Below are 13,851 nucleotides of genomic sequence, written 5' to 3'. Positions count from 1 at the left end.
ACGGTACTGGATCGGGGGCTCCAGCAACAGGGCGGCCACGCCGGGGTTTGCGGGGTTAAGCTGTGGGAACCGAACACAGGAGGCTCCCGATGTCCGTCACCCGCCATGCCAGCGTGGACACCGTGCTCGGCGCCCTGACCATCGTCGCCGATGCCGAGTCGGTGGTCGGCGTCTACTTCCCGGACCACACCCACCCGCCCACCCCCGAGGCGATCGGTGAGGTGGTGAACGAGGGCGACGACCCGCTCATCAGTCGTGCGGCGAGGGAGTTGCGCGAGTATCTCGACGGAAGGCGCCAGAGTTTCGACGTGCCGGTCTCCACCGACGGTGACGAGTTCTCCGAGAGCGTGTGGGCGTACCTCAGGACAGTGCCGTTCGGTGAGACGACGACGTACGGCCGCATCGCCCGCGAGCTCGGCAACCCCGGGCTCGCGCAGCGGGTCGGGCGAGCCGTGGGGCACAACCCCGTGAGCATCCTCATCCCCTGCCATCGGGTGGTGGGTGCCGACGGCGCGCTCACCGGCTATGCCGGTGGGCTCGAACGGAAGCGGGCGCTGCTGGATCTCGAGGCGAGCGAGGACAGCCGACTCTTCTGAGCAACACGCCGCGAATTCTGAGAAGATTTTTGGGAATTCTCAGACAACTGGCTACGCTGATCGGGTCCCACTCCCACCTGGAGGCTCGAATGGCCAAACTCGCCGTGCCCGCGATCGCCGGCGCCACCGCACTCGCGCTCGTAGCTTCCGTCGGAGTCGCCACAGCCATGCAGAAGAACGACGTGGCCCTCACCGTCGACGGTGCCACGAAGGCGATCGCGGTGCGTGAGGACACGGTCGGCGAGGTGCTGGAGCTCGAGGGCATCGAGCTCGCCGAGCACGACGTCGTCCTCCCCGGTGTCGAGTCCGAGGTGACCGACGACATGGAGATCACGGTCCTGGTGGCCCGGCCGTTCGAGGTCACTGTCGACGGGCAGACCCGCGAGGTGTGGACCACGGGCAAGACCGTCCAGGAGGCGCTCGGCTTCCTCGACCTGGATGCCGCCGATTCGAAGCTGTCGGTGTCGCGGTCGGCGGCGATCGGCCGCGAGGGGCTGAGCGTGGACGTGTTCACGGCCAAGGACGTGTCGCTGGTCGCTGGCGGCAAGGAGATGGCGGTTCGTTTCGCGGGCACCGTGGCGGACGTGCTTGTCGGGGCGCACCTCACGCCGGATGCCGACGACATCGTCGCCCCGGCGCCCGACACGCTGCTGGCCGACGGCATGGAGATCAAGTACGTCGACGTGGAGGTCACCACCCCCAGCGTCGAGAAGGCGATCCCGTTCGGGAAGAAGTCGGTGGAGTCGAGCAAGCTCGCGAAGGGCAAGTCCGAGGTCACCACCAAGGGCGTCGAGGGCCTGAAGCGCGAGACCTGGAAGAACGTCTACCACGACGGCCAGCTGCAGAGCTCGATCAAGCAGTCGGAGGAGGTCCTGAAGGACCCGGTGACCCAGGTCACCACCGTCGGGACCTACGTCGCCCCCAAGGAAGCGACCACCTCCTCGACGGGCGGTGGCGGCGGCGCCATCGACCTCTCGCGCGCCGCGATGTGGGACCGGATCGCGCAGTGCGAGTCCACTGGCCGCTGGAACATCAACACCGGCAACGGCTACTACGGCGGCCTCCAGTTCAACCTCGCCACCTGGCGCTCGGTGGACGGCACGGACTTCGCCGCCTACCCGCACCAGGCGAGCCGCGCGGAGCAGATCACCGTCGCGAACCGGCTCTACGCGATCCGCGGCACCCAGCCCTGGAGCTGTGCCTGACCCCTACGCGTTGCTCGCGTCGAGTTCGGCGTCTGCAGCCCGGCCTCGCGCGCCAACCCCGGCGCTCGTGCCCCGGCGCTGCAGGCGCCGTTCGAGCATCTGCGCGACGCTGGTGACCACCAGGTTCAGCACGATGAACAGGAGCGCACCGACGACGAAGGTCACCGTCAGGTTGCCGAACCGGTTGCCCATCTGGCGGATCCGGTTGAGCAGCTCGGGGTAGAGGATGATGTAGCCGAGGGCGGTGTCCTTCAGCACGACGACGAGCTGGCTCACCAGCGTGGGCATCATCGCGGTCAGCGCCTGCGGGACGAGGATGAGTCGTCGCGTCTCGGAGGGGCTGAGGCCGATGGAGAGGCCTGCCTCGCGCTGGCCGGCCGGGAGCGACGCGACGCCGTTGCGGATGACCTCCGCGATCACCGCGCCGTTGTAGCAGGTGAGGCCGACGACGACCGCCGTGAAGCTCAGCGTCTGGCCCGTGATGTCGGAGTTGTACGTCAGCAGGTAGAAGACGAACAGCATCATGATCAGCACCGGCACGGCGCGGAAGAACTCGACGATGACGCCCGACCCCCAGCGGAGTGGGGCCACCTCGGACATGCGGCCCATGGCGAACAGGAAGCCGAAGATGAACGCCAGCACCATGGAGAGGGCCGCCGCTACGACGGTCTGCCGGATGCCGGGGACGAAGTACTGCTCCCAGGCCTCCGGGGTGAATACGGGTGCCCAGCGGTCGGGGGTGACCTGGCCCTGCTCCCAAAGGATGGCGAAGACCCAGGCGCCGATGCCGAAGATGACGAGCGCGCCGAGGATGGCGTAGATCAGGTGGCGGCTGCGGGTCCGGGGACCCGGCGCGTCGAACAGGATCGCGGTGGTGTTCATCGGCGGACCGCCAATCGCTGGGAGAGCCAACTCGTGAGCATGCCCATCGGCAGGGTGAGCGCCACGAACGTGATGGCGACGAGGCCGAAGATGAGGATGATGACGTCGGAGCGGAACTCGATCATGCGCGCCATCGAATGGGAGACCTGGGCCACGCCGATGGCGGTGACCACGGTGGTGTTCTTGGTGAGCGCGATGAGGACGTTGCCGAGCGGGGTGATCGCTCCGCGAAGCGCCTGCGGAAGGATGATGTGGCGCAGGTTCTGCGCGAAGGTGAGGCCCAACGAGCGGGCGGCTTCCGCCTGGCCCACGGGGATCGTGTTGACGCCGCTGCGCAGCGCCTCGCACACGAACGCGGCGTGGTAGACGGCGAGCGACAGGATCGCCAACCGGATGTTCGTGTCGACGATGTAGCTCGCGGAGTCGCGCGGAGCGAGCTGGAGGCCCAACTGGTTCCACAGCACGAGGTTCGAGGCGATGACGATCAGCGTCAGCGGGGTGTTGCGGAAGGCGGTGACGTAGACGGTGCCGGCGAACTGCAGTGCCTTCACGGGCGAGAGCCGCATGATGGCGACGATCGTGCCGAGGACGAACGCCAGGATCGCCCCCCACAGCGTCAGCCACAGTGTCAGGCCGACGGCTCCGAAGAAGTCGAAGCGTTCAATGAGTTCGAGCACGGCACCTCCTTGGTGGGTCGGGTCTCATGGGACGCGACGGGTGCGCCCGGGGGCGGCACCCGTCGCGTGGTGATGGGGCGGCTAACCGCAGTGACCGCCCGGAGTCGGGGGATTGGTGTCCGGGTTGGGGGTGTAGTTCGCCGGGCCGAAGTTGTCCTGGATGGCCTGGTCGATCACCCCCTCCTCGAACAGCTCGACCAGCGCCTCGTTGATCTGCTCGCAGAGGTCGCTCTCCTTGTTGAGGCCGATTCCGTAGAGCTCCTCGCTGAACGGGGCTCCGACGACCTTCAGCTTGCCCGCCCACTCGTCCTGGGCGGCGTAGCCGGCAAGGATGGAGTCGTCGGTGGTCAGCGCGTCGACGCTGCCGGAGGCGAGGGCGTCGACACAGGACGAGTAGGTGTCGTACTCCTGAAGCTGCACGTCGGGGTGCTCCTCCTTCACCCGTTCCGCCGGCGTGGAGCCGGACACGGAGCAGAGGATCTTGCCCGAGAGGTCCTCGGGTCCCTTGATGGAGTCGTCATCCGCCCTGACCAGGAGGTCCTGGCCCGCGACGAGGTACGGCCCGGCGAACTGCACCCGCTCCTTGCGGGAGTCCGTGATCGAGTAGGTGGCCACGATCATGTCCACCTGGCCGGACTCCAGCATCGTCTCGCGCTGGGGTGAGGGCGACTCGGTCCATTCGATCTGGTCCTCCGAGTAGCCGAGCTTCTCGGCGACCGCGATGGCGACGTCCACGTCGAAGCCGGACATCTCGCCGCCCTCCTGGAGGCCGAGGCCCGGCTGGTCGAACTTGGTGCCGATCTTGATGGTGTCGCCGCTGGCGCCGTCGCCGTTCGCGCCTTCACCATCGGCGCTGTCGCCGCCGCAGGCCGTGAGGGCCAGGGCGGCCGCCGCTGCCAGGGCAGCGATCCGGTAAGTGTTCCTACGCATGGGATCTGTCTCCTTCGTCAGTGTGTGAGGATCTTGCCGAGGAAGTCCTTGGCTCGTGCCGACTGTGGATTGGTGAAGAACTCCTCAGGGGTGTTCTCCTCGACGATCGCCCCGTCGGACATGAAGACGACGCGATCGGCGGCTTTGCGGGCGAAGCCCATCTCGTGTGTGACCACGATCATCGTCATGCCGGAGTGCGCCAGGCTGGTCATGACGTCGAGGACTTCATTGATCATCTCCGGGTCCAGGGCCGAGGTCGGCTCGTCGAAGAGCATCACGGTGGGGTTCATCGCGAGGGACCGGGCGATCGCCACTCGCTGCTGCTGGCCGCCGGAGAGCTGGGCGGGGTACTTGTTGGCCTGGTGTTCGACGCCGACCCGCGTGAGCAGCTTCATGGCGTGTTCCTTGGCCTCGGCGGGCTTCATCTTGCGGACCTTGACCGGGCCCATCGTGACGTTCTCGAGGATCGTCTTGTGGTGGAAGAGGTTGAAGCTCTGGAACACCATGCCGACGTCGGCGCGCAGCTTCGCGAGCGCCTTGCCCTCCTTGGGCAGTTCGACGCCCTTGATCGTGATCGACCCGGACTCGAACGTCTCGAGCCGGTTGATGGTGCGGCACAGCGTCGACTTGCCGGAGCCCGACGGGCCGATGACGACGACCACCTCGCCCTCTCGTACGGTGAGGTTTATGTCCTTGAGCACGTGGAGGTCGCCGAAGTGCTTGTTGACGTCCTTGAGCACGACCAAAGGTTGGCCGAGCCCCTCCGTTCGCCTCGTGGTGTCGGTCATGGAGTGAAAGGTAACGGTAGGCGGGGGCGATGCGCTGCCGGAAGTCGGCATTGTAACGCGATCGTGACCTTGCCAATGGTCGGACCAACGCTGCGCTGACTAGCGCTTTTCTCCGGGTGGTGGGTGCACGCGTAGCATCCTCACCATGACACGGTTCGTCATCGATGCCGTCGCGCTGCTCGAGCTCGCGCAGGCCGGGCGCCCGCCGCACTCGGGCCACCTACTCGTCGCCCCGTCGGCCGTGCGCTCCCAGGCGCTCGAGGTGCTCCTCGCCCGAGTCAATCAGGGCGCTCTCCCCGACGACGAGGCGCTGGCGCTCCATGAGCGGATGACGGAGCTGAAGATCCGGCTTCTGGGCGACCGCGTCAGTCGCCGCACCGCTTGGGACATCGCCCGGAAGTCGGGCTGGTCGAGCCTGCGCCACGCGGAGTACATCGCCATCACGAGGCTGCAGGGTGACGCCCTCGTGGCCGGCGACGAGGAACTCGCCGCGGCGGCCGCGGAACTCGTGCGGCTGGAGCCGATGGAGGCGCTCTTCCGGCCCTAGCCGCGACGCGCGATCGACGCCGTGCGTCCGCGGCAGATCTTCAGCAGGTCCGAGGGCGTGAGCTCGATGTCGAAGCCGCGCTTCCCGCCGCTGACGAGGACGGTCGCGTGTTGCGCCGCCGACTCGTCGAGCAAGGTCGGCAGCGCCTTCTTCTGCCCGATCGGGCTGATCCCGCCGACGACGTAGCCCGTCACCCGCTCGGCGGCCGCGGGGTCCGCCATGACGACGCGCTTGACGCCCAGCGCAGCGGCGACGGACTTGAGGTCGAGTTGCCTGTCCACAGGAATGATGCTGACGGCCAGCTTGCCCGGGCCGCTCTCGACCAGCAGCGTCTTGAACACCCGGGCCGGTTCGACGCCCAGCGCCTCGGCAGCCTCGAGGCCGTAGGACTGGACTGACGGGTCGTGCTCGTAGGCGCGGACGGTGTACGGGATGCGCGCCCGGTCCAATGCCACGGTCGCCGGGGTGCCGCCTGCTGCTCTTGCCACCCGCCGAGTAAAGCACGGACCTAGATGAAGGCGAGCACGACGACGATCAGCGCGGCGGCGAGCGCGACGTAGAAGGGGAATCGCCGTCGCAACACGAGGTACAGGACGCCCGGCATGAGGAGCATCAGCCCGAGCGCGATCAGCATGGGGCCGACGACGATCGCCAGTTCTGACATGTACCCGCCCGACAACCCGAGGGAGAGCTGCTGGAAGCCGACGAGCAGGACGCCCGCGGGCGGGATCATCGCCACCAGGGTGAGCGCGACCGCCCACCACGGCGACCATCGGGCGGTGTCGGCCTGTTGCTCACTCATCCGCCCAGTGTGGCATCAGCGGGAGTCGAGGTGCTGCGTGAGTTCCCCCAGCCCGTTGATCGCGACGGTGAACGTCTCACCCTGCTCGAGCCACTCCGCTCCGTCGACGCCGAAGCTGCCGGGGATCGGGCCCATGCCGATCAACGTGCCGGGCTCGAACTGGAACCTCCGCTGAAGTTCGAACAGGATTTCGGCCGGGCTGTACGGATACGCCGTGGTCCCGTGCCACGGCTCGCGGCCGTCGAAGGTGACCCGAACGTCGAGTGCCCTGGGATCGGTGATCTCGTCCGGGGTGACGAGGTATGGCCCGAGGCCGATCACGACGGAGTCCGCGCCGCTCTCGATGTCGTGGACGTGCACCTCGTTGAACAGGACGTACGCGGCCGGCTCGATGTGTTCGAGGGGCAGCCGCATCTCGCGGGGGGTGACGAGACCGAGCTGGGGACGCAACCCGAACCGCACAGCTCCCGGGGCCGAGACCCGGATGGTGTCCCCGGGGCCGGTGATGGTGGGGTGGTTGAGGGGCTCGGTGACGATCCCGTCGTCGGTTGAACGGCAGACGAGCACGGTCCTGGGGTGCGCGACCGGGGGATACAGGTGCACCTCGTCGAGGGCCACGCCAGGGTCGCTCGTGTCACTCGCGATGGTGCGCGCCCGCTGCTGCGTGCCGGGGAGCCCGCTGAGGTACTCCTCGATGGACCCGAGTCCGTGGTGGTCGTGCTTGGTGGAGACATCGAGCCGGACCACCCGGTCGTGGCGCAGGGCACCGAGGGCGATCGTCTCGGAACCTTCGAAGTCAGCGAGCCTGTACGTTACGAGTTTCATCTTGGCCTCCTTGCCACAGCCTAAGCAGCTTGGAGCGCACAACGGTGTGGAATGGCTAACGCGGGCGCAGTTCCAGGTCGAGCTCGGCCCGGCGTCCCGCCCTCACTCGTAGATGGCGGATCGTCCAGGGGGCGAGGCCCTCGTTGAGGTCCACGGACTGCTGCAGCTCGGTGGCCAGTTCACGGACGAAGCCGCGGAACGCGAGGTTGAGCAGCGGGTTCGAGACCCGCACACGGAAGTGGCTGAGCCCGAGGACGTGGCGCTCGTCCACCGCCAGCACCCCGGAGATCTTCACGCGTTGGCGGAAGATCTTCCACCGCACCCGCGCCCGCCCGTCGAACCTGATCCGGCGTGGACCGAGCTGACGCAGCGACAGGTGCTCACGGTCGAGCCGGATCCCTTCTGCTGCCAGACCGGGCCGGGCGGCGTCCGCCATCGCCCGAACGGCGGGTGCCACTTCGGTGCGGACTCTGAGCCGTAGCGCCGAGCCGGTCCCGAGCCGCGCCGGCTGGTCGACGGGGAGGTCCACGACGAGGCGTCCACCGGCGAGGTCCACCCAGTCGATGGGGATGTCACGACCCTCCGCCTCGATCGTCACCGGCACGCCTTGGACGAGGACGGGCCGAGCGCGCAATTCCGCACGGCTCAGGGTCGCCGGCTCGGTCCGGAGCCTCACTCCGGGCCGGTTCGCCGGGGACTGGTCGGATACGGGTCCAGGCGCCGACGCACCGGGGTCCTGCTCGAACAGCAGGCCGGTGGCATCAACGACGAGGGACGCGACGTCGGCGCCCTGCAGTTCTGCGCTCACCTCTGGTCCTGCTCCGCGCAGCAACCAACCCGAGGTCGCCGGATCCAAGCTGAGCGCCTCGACGAGGCGGCGACCGAACTCGTCGTTCGTGGTGGGCCGCGGCGAGTCGCCGAAGGGGATGAGGCCTCGTGCATCCTCCGCCGCAGCGTCGGGTCCTGGCTCGTTCGTCACCGGACAAGTGTGTCAGGGGCGCCGCCCGCGGGAGCGGCGCGCGGCCGACGCGAATTGTCGCGGATCGGCCTCCCGGTTGACCCGCCGGGCGCACAATGGTTCCACTCATGGCCTCGCGGCTGCGGATGGGGCCACCCTCCGTGATCTGTCCGCCCCTCGTCGCCAGGGAGCGCAGCCCGGCGCGACCGGGCGCATCGTCCGGATGGCGAGGTGGGGGCATGACAGGCTCAGTCGTTGACCGCGGAACGCCTCTGGACGCTTGGCAGCGGAAACGTCGTCGGATCTTCCTCGCCGCGGCCTGGGCGCTCACCATCTCGTTGGCGCTCCTGTTCACGGTGGTGACCGCGCTCACGTTGGTCCTCTGGGTGCAGGACCCGAAGTCCGCGCTGACCACGCCGGTCACCGACCTCGCCTTCGCGGGACTTGGCGCGAGCATCGTTGCGGGAGTGGCCTGCCAGCTCCGCCCGGGGCGACCGGTGATCGGGCTGGCGCAGGCCCTCATCGGGTCGCTGGCGCTCACGGGCGCCGGCTGGGTGACGCACCGCGACGAGCCGCGCGTCGGGGGCATGCTGATGGCGCTGCTCATCGGCGGCCTGTGGCTGCTCAGGCCCAGGACACCGTCGGAACCCCGGGTGGAACGCATGGACATCCGGCTCGTGGTGGCGGGCGTGGTGGGGTTGGCCGCTGCCCTCCCCCTGGCCGCCTACGCGGTGCAGCGCGCGGGTGAGTCCGGGCCGGCCTGCTACCTGGGCCGGTGCGTGGCGGGGGACCGGTTCGCCGAACTGGCCGCCGCCATCCTCCTCTACCCGCTGCTGGTCCTCCTGGCGGCGACACGGCTGCCGGGCTGGCGGCTGCCGATGTGGACGTCCGCCATCGCGACGATCGTCCTCGGCATCGCGGCGCTCGTCCTGCCCCACGCGCCCACGTCGCCGGGAACCATCGGTGGCGCGTTCTCCGTGGTCTGGGGCGGTGCCCTCGCGGTGTTCCTCGTGCGGCGCCGGAAGCGCAGGCGCCGGACGACGGGAGCGACGACCCCCGGGGCCGCCGCCTGAAGGAATCAACGGGGGACGGTGGGGACTTCCGCTGGGCCGGGGTCCGCGCCCACCAACTTGACCGTGACCACCTCGTCCCCGGCCTTGACGCCGTGCGCACGGAAAGTCTCGAGGACCGCCCTGATCACCGCGTCCTGGGCGTTGCGCGTCTCCATCTGTCTGGAGCCCGACCAGAAGAGCAGGTCCATGCGCACCGTCGCCGTGCCGATCTCGCGCAGGATCGCCTGGGGAGGTGGGTCGTCGAGAACATCCGGGAGCTGTTCCATGGCGGCCAGGGCCGCCGCCCTCGCGGTCGCGAGGTCGGTGGCGTCGTCGAGATCCACCGCCACTGTCGAACGTACCTTCTCGTAGCCGGTCTGGACCGTCACGATCTCGGAGTGGAGTGATGAATTGGGGATCAGCACCAGCCGCCCGTCGAACGTGCGGAGGGCCGCATGCGAGAGCCCCATCTCGCTGACGGTGCCGGCGTGGTCGAGCACCGAGATCTGGTCGCCGACGCGGAAGCGATCCCGGGCCAGGATGACGATTCCGGCGAACATGTTTCCGAGCACGGTCTGGAACGCGATGCCGGCTGCCAAGGAGACGATCGTGATGCCGCCGAGCACGTCCACGGGCTTGACGCTGGGAAAGACGATGGTGATCGCGCCCGCCGAGAACAGCACGATGATCATCCACTGGAACAACCTCGAGAAGACCCGTGAGGAGCTTTCGCTGCGCCCTCGCCAGGCGAGGACGGTGTGGACGAGGTGACGGACGAGGAAACCGAGCAACGCACCGGCGAGCAGGACGGCCAGACCGACCAGCGCCGCCTGCCAGGTGATGGGAGGAAGATCGATCATGTCGTTGCTCGCTCCTTCAGCCGTCGAGTCCGCGGGACACAAGAGCCTACGCGCCCTCGTGTCCACCCTTGTCCGCGTCGCCGGACGACTGCATCGGCGAAGCGGCCAAAGCGGCCTCGGACGGTCGTAGTGTGGAGGGACGGCACAGCGCCGGCGGCGCGAGGACCCGCGTCGCAGAACGTAAAGGAGGCACCATGCCAACCCCGATCGTCAACAGCGCAACCACCGTGTGGAAGGGCGACCTTCCCACCGGCTCCGGCACCGTCAACCTCGACACCTCGGGTGCCGGCTCGTTCCAGGCGAACTGGAAGGCCCGCTCGGAGGAGTCCGGCTCCTCGACCACCCCCGAGGAGCTCATCGCGGCCGCCTACGCGACGTGCTTCTCGATGCAGTTCTCCCACGAACTGTCCGAGAACGGCACGGCCCCGACCCAGCTCCAGACCAACGCGAAGGTGACCTTCGCCGTCGGCTCCGGCATCACGAAGATCGACCTCGCGGTCGAGGGACAGGTCGACGGCCTGTCCGAGGACGATTTCCGGCGCATCGCCGAGTCGGCCAAGAAGAACTGCCCGGTCTCCCAGGCGCTGGCCAGCGTCCCTGAGATCAATCTCGACGCGAAGCTCGCCTGACGCTCGCGGCCCCGTCGACCTTCCGTCGGCGGGGCCGCGTCATGCCCCGGCCATCAGCCATTCACCGAACGTCGGCCCGAGGATCTCGGCGTCCGGGCCGGGCAGTAGGGCGCCGTGGCGGAACGCCTTGCCGGTGCGTCCGGGGACGGGTAGCGCGACCGGGAGCGCACCCGTGCCGGGGAGGGCCTTCGTCATCTCCCACAGGGTGGTGACCTCCGGCCCGGCCACGTCGTGGATGCCCTCCGGGAGCTCACCGGTGACGCACCGGGCGACCACGTCGGCGACCGATGCGAGGGCCACGGGCTGCACGGTCATGGACGGCACGACGGCCAAGGGGCCGAGGCGCATCCTGTCGAGGTTCTGGCGGGCGAACTCGTGCCACTGGGTCGAGCGGACGATCGTGAGGCGCTCGTGCTCCGCCAGCGCGATGCGCTCCTGTTCCGCCTTCCCGGCGTAGTACCCGTTGCCCTGCAGCTCGGGACGCGTGCAGCCGACGATGGAGACCAGCACGTGCCTCGCGCCGTGGGCCCGCGCGACCGCGTTGGCCGCCCGGGTGGACCGGCTGAAGAACTGCCTCGCCCGGTTGGCGTTCTGGGTGAAGACGTCAGTGGCCTCGACGACGACGTGGGGTGCTCCGAGGCGGTCGGCCGGCTCCGGGTCGAGGACATCGAATCCGGTCGAGCGGGAGTGGAGGGTCGCCGTCGCGCCGCGTGCGACGCACTGGTCCCGGATGGCCTTGGCCAGCCTGCCGGCGCCGATGATGGCGACGTCCACCGTCGGCTTCCTGTCCGGTCCCGCCTCAGCTGACACAGAACTCGTTGCCTTCCGGGTCCTGCATGACGTGCCAACGGAACGGGCCCTGCGCGTGCGACGCGACGTAGGTGGCCCCCCGCCCGACCAGCTCGTCGCGCAGGCGGTCGATGTCCTCACCGCCGGAGTGGATGTCGTAGTGCATCCGGTTCTTGCCCGTCTTCGGCTCCGGGACGTCCTGGAAGAGGATGCGCCGTCGAGCCGGGTCTCCGACCTCGGTGGAGGGGCAGATCGCCGCGGCGCCACGCCAGACCAACTTGCCCTTGTAGGTCTGCGTGTCGTCCGCGCTCGCGTAGCCCTCGTCGAGCATCCGCTGGATGAAGGCCGGGTCGCTCGGCTCCACGACCCAGCCCAGCGTCTCCGCCCACCAATCGGCGAGCGGATGGGCGTCCCGGCAGTCAACGGCGATCTGGACTCCGTAAGGCTTCGGCATGGGCACTCCTTCGTCGCCCATCAGCCTAGGACGACGGACCGGCCCAGCGGGAGGGGTTCAGAAAGTCGCCGGCCGTGCCAGGAGCGGCCAGTCGTGGCGTGCGCCGAGCACCGCGATGGCCAGCGCAGGGACGATCCAGAACAGGTAGCCCCACCCGAGCAGGATCAGCGCCACCTGGAAGGCCGCGACGGCGACCCAGCCGAGCCTGGACGCGCGGCCGCCGACGAGCAGCAGGACCCCGATCAGGACCTCGAGACCCGCGGCGACCAGCCCCCAGAACACGGGGTTCGCCATGAAGACCTGGGCCCAGAGCCTGCTCACCCACTCCATCGACGCCGCCTCCCCATAGGAGGCGTAGACCTGCGGGTTCGCCACGACGACGCCGAGGTGGACGCCCGCCATGCACGTGTAGAAGGCGCCGGCCGCGATCGTGAAGCCCGGCGGCCAGCGACGCGGCGTCCGCGCCGCATGAGTGTGCGCGAGACGCGCGCCGTTCACGACGTCCGAACGATGCACGATCATGATGGCTCCCCATGGATGCGCGGCGACGCGGGAGGGCGTCGCGAGCCACCATCCGTCGTTCCATGCTACGCCCCGCGCCACCGGATTACTACGGTTCGTCGTATCGGTTGGACAGTGGCGTCAGCGCAGTCGCTCGAGCAGCCTGACCGCGTCGTGTGGCGCGTGGCCTCGGGCGTCGTTGTCGAAGTAGACGTAGGTGTCGAGGCCGGCTTCCAACCAGGCTCGGCACTGCGCGGCCCAGCGGTCGAGCGACTCGTCGGTGTACGCGCTGGCGTAGAGCTCCTGCTCGCCATGCAGCCGGACGTAGCGGAAGTCGCTCGTCGCGTCGCTCATGGTGGGCCAGGTACCCGCGCTGTCGGCTATCACCATGCACACGTCGTGGGCCGCCAACAGCGCATGCGCCTCCGGTGAGTCGAACGTCGGGTGTCGGGGCTCCAGCGCGTGCCGGACCGGGCGGCCGGGCGAGGCGTCGGGGGCGATCTCGAGCCGCACCCGCTCCGGGGTGAGCTTCTCGTCGTGCCCGTGGCCGAGGGCAGCGATCTCGCCGTGGGTGCGCGGCAGCAGCGACAGGAAGTGGCCGACCTTCTCTGCGTCGAACGCCATGCGCGGGGGTAGCTGCCACAGGATCGGGCCGAGCCGGCGGCCGAGGGCGAGGACGCCGGAAGCAAAGAAGTTCGCGAGCGGGGTCTCCACTTCGCGCAGCTGCTTCATGTGGGTGATGTAGCGGCCGCCCTTCACCGCGAACACGAAGTCATCCGGGGTCTCGGCCGCCCAGGCGGCGTACGAGGATGGCCGCTGGAGCGAGTAGAAGGACCCGTTGATCTCGGCGGAGGTCATCGTCGCACCGACGTGGCGCAACTCGTCGCGTTGGCGCAGCCCCGCGGGGTAGAAGTCGCCGCGCCAGTTCCGGTACCGCCACCCGGAGACGCCCACGTAGCATCCGGTCACGCTGCCGAGCCTAGGTCACCGGCCCGGCAGGACGGGTCACCAGAAGACGGCGATCGCGATGTTCAGGAGCGCGAGCCCGCCGACCGCGTGGGCGAGGCCCACCGAGACGGGCTCCCCGCGCTTGACCTTCCGGCGGCCGATGAAGGCGGCGACGAGGGCGCCGAGGAGGATGAGTAGCTTGACGCCGATCTTGATGTGGTTGACCTGCCCGTCGCCCATCTCGAGCAGGCCGACGAGCGCCAGGCCGGAGAGCAGTTGCAGCCATGCCCCGATGTGCTGCCACTGCAGCACGGTGGGCTTGCGGAAGGTGGCGAGCCAGCCGCCGACCAGGGCGGCGGCGCCGATGAAGTGGACGAACAGGGCGATCGAGTGGACGAACGTCATGGA

19 protein-coding genes are annotated in these 13,851 nt (G+C 69.0%); 5 read left to right on the top strand and 14 right to left on the bottom strand.

Features of this window, described 5'->3' with window-relative positions:
- The first annotated feature begins 89 nt into the window (after window positions 1-89).
- Window positions 90-596, top strand: coding sequence for a methylated-DNA--[protein]-cysteine S-methyltransferase (locus tag BLR46_RS07770; RefSeq protein WP_093250633.1), 507 nt, complete (start codon window positions 90-92; stop codon window positions 594-596).
- Window positions 597-685: 89 nt separating this feature from the next.
- Window positions 686-1,801, top strand: a complete 1,116-nt coding sequence (locus BLR46_RS15515) for a resuscitation-promoting factor (protein ID WP_093250630.1) — start codon at window positions 686-688, stop codon at window positions 1,799-1,801.
- A 3-nt stretch (window positions 1,802-1,804) separates the two neighbouring features.
- Here the strand turns inward: BLR46_RS15515 and BLR46_RS07760 are convergent, their stop codons facing one another.
- The 4 genes from BLR46_RS07760 to BLR46_RS07745 form a co-directional block, all read right to left on the bottom strand.
- Complete coding sequence (locus BLR46_RS07760) at window positions 1,805-2,683, bottom strand: amino acid ABC transporter permease (protein WP_093250627.1); 879 nt, start codon at window positions 2,681-2,683, stop codon at window positions 1,805-1,807.
- The gene (locus BLR46_RS07755; RefSeq protein ID WP_093250626.1) at window positions 2,680-3,360 is read right to left on the bottom strand and encodes an amino acid ABC transporter permease; all 681 of its coding nucleotides are present in this window, start codon (window positions 3,358-3,360) and stop codon (window positions 2,680-2,682) included. Before BLR46_RS07755 ends, BLR46_RS07760 begins: the two co-directional genes overlap by 4 nt.
- Before the next feature lie 81 nt (window positions 3,361-3,441).
- Window positions 3,442-4,290 (bottom strand): glutamate ABC transporter substrate-binding protein, encoded by an 849-nt coding sequence (locus BLR46_RS07750; RefSeq protein WP_093250625.1) that lies wholly within the window; start codon window positions 4,288-4,290, stop codon window positions 3,442-3,444.
- Between the two features lie 17 nt (window positions 4,291-4,307).
- Window positions 4,308-5,078 (bottom strand): amino acid ABC transporter ATP-binding protein, encoded by a 771-nt coding sequence (locus tag BLR46_RS07745; protein WP_093250624.1) that lies wholly within the window; start codon window positions 5,076-5,078, stop codon window positions 4,308-4,310.
- A gap of 145 nt (window positions 5,079-5,223) precedes the next feature.
- On the opposite strand from BLR46_RS07745, the gene BLR46_RS07740 reads away from it, so the two are divergent.
- Complete coding sequence (locus tag BLR46_RS07740) at window positions 5,224-5,625, top strand: hypothetical protein (protein ID WP_093250622.1); 402 nt, start codon at window positions 5,224-5,226, stop codon at window positions 5,623-5,625.
- On the opposite strand, the gene ybaK is transcribed toward BLR46_RS07740, so the two are convergent.
- Genes ybaK through BLR46_RS07720 form a run of 4 tightly spaced genes read right to left on the bottom strand, consistent with a single transcriptional unit; the run spans window position 5,622 to window position 8,231 of the window.
- Window positions 5,622-6,113, bottom strand: a complete 492-nt coding sequence (gene ybaK / locus BLR46_RS15420) for a Cys-tRNA(Pro) deacylase (protein WP_093250620.1) — start codon at window positions 6,111-6,113, stop codon at window positions 5,622-5,624. The genes BLR46_RS07740 and ybaK overlap by 4 nt on opposite strands.
- A 20-nt stretch (window positions 6,114-6,133) precedes the next feature.
- Complete coding sequence (locus BLR46_RS15415) at window positions 6,134-6,427, bottom strand: hypothetical protein (protein WP_093250618.1); 294 nt, start codon at window positions 6,425-6,427, stop codon at window positions 6,134-6,136.
- Window positions 6,428-6,442: 15 nt separating this feature from the next.
- On the bottom strand, window positions 6,443-7,252 hold the full coding sequence (locus tag BLR46_RS07725; protein ID WP_093250616.1) for a fumarylacetoacetate hydrolase family protein: 810 nt from the start codon (window positions 7,250-7,252) through the stop codon (window positions 6,443-6,445).
- Window positions 7,253-7,307: 55 nt separating this feature from the next.
- Window positions 7,308-8,231 (bottom strand): hypothetical protein, encoded by a 924-nt coding sequence (locus tag BLR46_RS07720; RefSeq protein WP_093250613.1) that lies wholly within the window; start codon window positions 8,229-8,231, stop codon window positions 7,308-7,310.
- Between the two features lie 218 nt (window positions 8,232-8,449).
- Between BLR46_RS07720 and BLR46_RS07715 the strand changes: the two genes are divergently transcribed.
- Window positions 8,450-9,283 carry a hypothetical protein gene (locus BLR46_RS07715; RefSeq protein WP_143008244.1) on the top strand — a complete coding sequence of 278 codons (834 nt, stop codon included), beginning with the start codon at window positions 8,450-8,452 and terminating at the stop codon, window positions 9,281-9,283.
- A 5-nt stretch (window positions 9,284-9,288) separates the two neighbouring features.
- On the opposite strand, the gene BLR46_RS07710 is transcribed toward BLR46_RS07715, so the two are convergent.
- Window positions 9,289-10,122 carry a mechanosensitive ion channel family protein gene (locus BLR46_RS07710; protein ID WP_093250610.1) on the bottom strand — a complete coding sequence of 278 codons (834 nt, stop codon included), beginning with the start codon at window positions 10,120-10,122 and terminating at the stop codon, window positions 9,289-9,291.
- Between the two features lie 194 nt (window positions 10,123-10,316).
- On the opposite strand from BLR46_RS07710, the gene BLR46_RS07705 reads away from it, so the two are divergent.
- Window positions 10,317-10,751 carry an OsmC family peroxiredoxin gene (locus tag BLR46_RS07705; RefSeq protein WP_093250609.1) on the top strand — a complete coding sequence of 145 codons (435 nt, stop codon included), beginning with the start codon at window positions 10,317-10,319 and terminating at the stop codon, window positions 10,749-10,751.
- Window positions 10,752-10,790: 39 nt separating this feature from the next.
- Here BLR46_RS07705 and BLR46_RS07700 read toward each other — a convergent pair whose 3' ends face one another.
- From BLR46_RS07700 to BLR46_RS07680, 5 genes are all read right to left on the bottom strand, one after another.
- Window positions 10,791-11,525, bottom strand: coding sequence for an SDR family oxidoreductase (locus BLR46_RS07700; protein WP_093250608.1), 735 nt, complete (start codon window positions 11,523-11,525; stop codon window positions 10,791-10,793).
- Between the two features lie 25 nt (window positions 11,526-11,550).
- Complete coding sequence (locus BLR46_RS07695; RefSeq protein WP_093250607.1) at window positions 11,551-11,994, bottom strand: VOC family protein; 444 nt, start codon at window positions 11,992-11,994, stop codon at window positions 11,551-11,553.
- A gap of 57 nt (window positions 11,995-12,051) precedes the next feature.
- The gene (locus tag BLR46_RS07690; protein ID WP_093250606.1) at window positions 12,052-12,516 is read right to left on the bottom strand and encodes a hypothetical protein; all 465 of its coding nucleotides are present in this window, start codon (window positions 12,514-12,516) and stop codon (window positions 12,052-12,054) included.
- Between the two features lie 120 nt (window positions 12,517-12,636).
- A complete protein-coding gene (locus BLR46_RS07685) occupies window positions 12,637-13,464 on the bottom strand; it encodes a DUF72 domain-containing protein (protein WP_093250605.1) in 828 nt (275 codons plus the stop codon).
- A gap of 36 nt (window positions 13,465-13,500) precedes the next feature.
- Complete coding sequence (locus tag BLR46_RS07680) at window positions 13,501-13,848, bottom strand: hypothetical protein (RefSeq protein WP_093250602.1); 348 nt, start codon at window positions 13,846-13,848, stop codon at window positions 13,501-13,503.
- Between the last annotated feature and the right edge of the window lie 3 nt (window positions 13,849-13,851).

It is taken from the genome of Tessaracoccus oleiagri (assembly GCF_900103275.1).
Classification (GTDB): domain Bacteria; phylum Actinomycetota; class Actinomycetes; order Propionibacteriales; family Propionibacteriaceae; genus Arachnia; species Arachnia oleiagri.
Note: the sequence above shows the minus strand (reverse complement) of the source record. Positions and strands in the feature narration are given on the sequence as shown.

Coding starts and splice junctions, on each gene's coding strand:
- BLR46_RS07695 (WP_093250607.1), bottom strand. CDS start 11,994: ATGCCGAAGCCTTACGGAGTCCAGATCGCCGTTGACTGCCGGGACGCC.
- BLR46_RS07745 (WP_093250624.1), bottom strand. CDS start 5,078: ATGACCGACACCACGAGGCGAACGGAGGGGCTCGGCCAACCTTTGGTC.
- BLR46_RS07690 (WP_093250606.1), bottom strand. CDS start 12,516: ATGATCGTGCATCGTTCGGACGTCGTGAACGGCGCGCGTCTCGCGCAC.
- BLR46_RS07705 (WP_093250609.1), top strand. CDS start 10,317: ATGCCAACCCCGATCGTCAACAGCGCAACCACCGTGTGGAAGGGCGAC.
- BLR46_RS15515 (WP_093250630.1), top strand. CDS start 686: ATGGCCAAACTCGCCGTGCCCGCGATCGCCGGCGCCACCGCACTCGCG.
- BLR46_RS07680 (WP_093250602.1), bottom strand. CDS start 13,848: ATGACGTTCGTCCACTCGATCGCCCTGTTCGTCCACTTCATCGGCGCC.
- BLR46_RS07725 (WP_093250616.1), bottom strand. CDS start 7,252: ATGAAACTCGTAACGTACAGGCTCGCTGACTTCGAAGGTTCCGAGACG.
- BLR46_RS07740 (WP_093250622.1), top strand. CDS start 5,224: ATGACACGGTTCGTCATCGATGCCGTCGCGCTGCTCGAGCTCGCGCAG.
- BLR46_RS07770 (WP_093250633.1), top strand. CDS start 90: ATGTCCGTCACCCGCCATGCCAGCGTGGACACCGTGCTCGGCGCCCTG.
- BLR46_RS07760 (WP_093250627.1), bottom strand. CDS start 2,683: ATGAACACCACCGCGATCCTGTTCGACGCGCCGGGTCCCCGGACCCGC.
- BLR46_RS07750 (WP_093250625.1), bottom strand. CDS start 4,290: ATGCGTAGGAACACTTACCGGATCGCTGCCCTGGCAGCGGCGGCCGCC.
- BLR46_RS15415 (WP_093250618.1), bottom strand. CDS start 6,427: ATGAGTGAGCAACAGGCCGACACCGCCCGATGGTCGCCGTGGTGGGCG.
- BLR46_RS07710 (WP_093250610.1), bottom strand. CDS start 10,122: ATGATCGATCTTCCTCCCATCACCTGGCAGGCGGCGCTGGTCGGTCTG.
- BLR46_RS07715 (WP_143008244.1), top strand. CDS start 8,450: ATGACAGGCTCAGTCGTTGACCGCGGAACGCCTCTGGACGCTTGGCAG.